Source organism: Sodalis sp. (in: enterobacteria) (assembly GCF_047607725.1).
Lineage (GTDB): Bacteria > Pseudomonadota > Gammaproteobacteria > Enterobacterales > Enterobacteriaceae > JBLKSS01.
On sequence record NZ_JBLKSS010000001.1, the window covers coordinates 1,291 to 2,784 of the forward strand.

A 1,494-nucleotide genomic window follows, 5' to 3' on the forward strand; every position below is an offset into this window, starting at 1 on the left:
ACAGTTATCAGACAATCTGTGTGGACACGTCACTCAACGTATCGTCTAGGTAAGGAGGTGATCCAACCGCAGGTTCCCCTACGGTTACCTTGTTACGACTTCACCCCAGTCATGAATCACAAAGTGGTAAGCGCCCTCCCGAAGGTTAAGCTACCTACTTCTTTTGCAACCCACTCCCATGGTGTGACGGGCGGTGTGTACAAGGCCCGGGAACGTATTCACCGTGGCATTCTGATCCACGATTACTAGCGATTCCGACTTCATGGAGTCGAGTTGCAGACTCCAATCCGGACTACGACGCACTTTATGAGGTCCGCTGACTCTCGCGAGATCGCTTCTCTTTGTATGCGCCATTGTAGCACGTGTGTAGCCCTACTCGTAAGGGCCATGATGACTTGACGTCATCCCCACCTTCCTCCGGTTTATCACCGGCAGTCTCCTTTGAGTTCCCGACCGAATCGCTGGCAACAAAGGATAAGGGTTGCGCTCGTTGCGGGACTTAACCCAACATTTCACAACACGAGCTGACGACAGCCATGCAGCACCTGTCTCAGAGTTCCCGAAGGCACCAAGGCATCTCTGCCTCGTTCTCTGGATGTCAAGAGTAGGTAAGGTTCTTCGCGTTGCATCGAATTAAACCACATGCTCCACCGCTTGTGCGGGCCCCCGTCAATTCATTTGAGTTTTAACCTTGCGGCCGTACTCCCCAGGCGGTCGATTTAACGCGTTAGCTCCGAAAGCCACGGCTCAAGGCCACAACCTTCAAATCGACATCGTTTACAGCGTGAACTACCAGGGTATCTAATCCTGTTTGCTCCCCACGCTTTCGTACCTGAGCGTCAGTCTTCGTCCAGGGGGCCGCCTTCGCCACCGGTATTCCTCCAGATCTCTACGCATTTCACCGCTACACCTGGAATTCTACCCCCCTCTACGAGACTCTAGCCTGCCAGTTTCAAATGCAGTTCCCAGGTTGAGCCCGGGGATTTCACATCTGACTTAACAGACCGCCTGCGTACGCTTTACGCCCAGTAATTCCGATTAACGCTCGCACCCTCCGTATTACCGCGGCTGCTGGCACGGAGTTAGCCGGTGCTTCTTCTGCGGGTAACGTCAATCAATGGCGCTATTAACGCCATCGCCTTCCTCCCCGCTGAAAGTGCTTTACAACCCGAAGGCCTTCTTCACACACGCGGCATGGCTGCATCAGGGTTTCCCCCATTGTGCAATATTCCCCACTGCTGCCTCCCGTAGGAGTCTGGACCGTGTCTCAGTTCCAGTGTGGCTGGTCATCCTCTCAGACCAGCTAGGGATCGTCGCCTAGGTGAGCCATTACCCCACCTACTAGCTAATCCCATCTGGGTTCATCCGATGGTGTGAGGCCCGAAGGTCCCCCACTTTGGTCTTGCGACGTTATGCGGTATTAGCTACCGTTTCCAGTAGTTATCCCCCTCCATCGGGCAGATCCCCAGACATTACTCACCCGTCCGCCGCTCG

The 1,494-nt window shown here is 54.6% G+C and carries 1 rRNA gene; it reads right to left on the reverse strand.

What is annotated here, in order from left to right:
• Window positions 1-50: 50 nt before the first annotated feature.
• Window positions 51-1,494, reverse strand: a 16S ribosomal RNA gene (locus ACMX3H_RS00010); the annotation flags it as partial.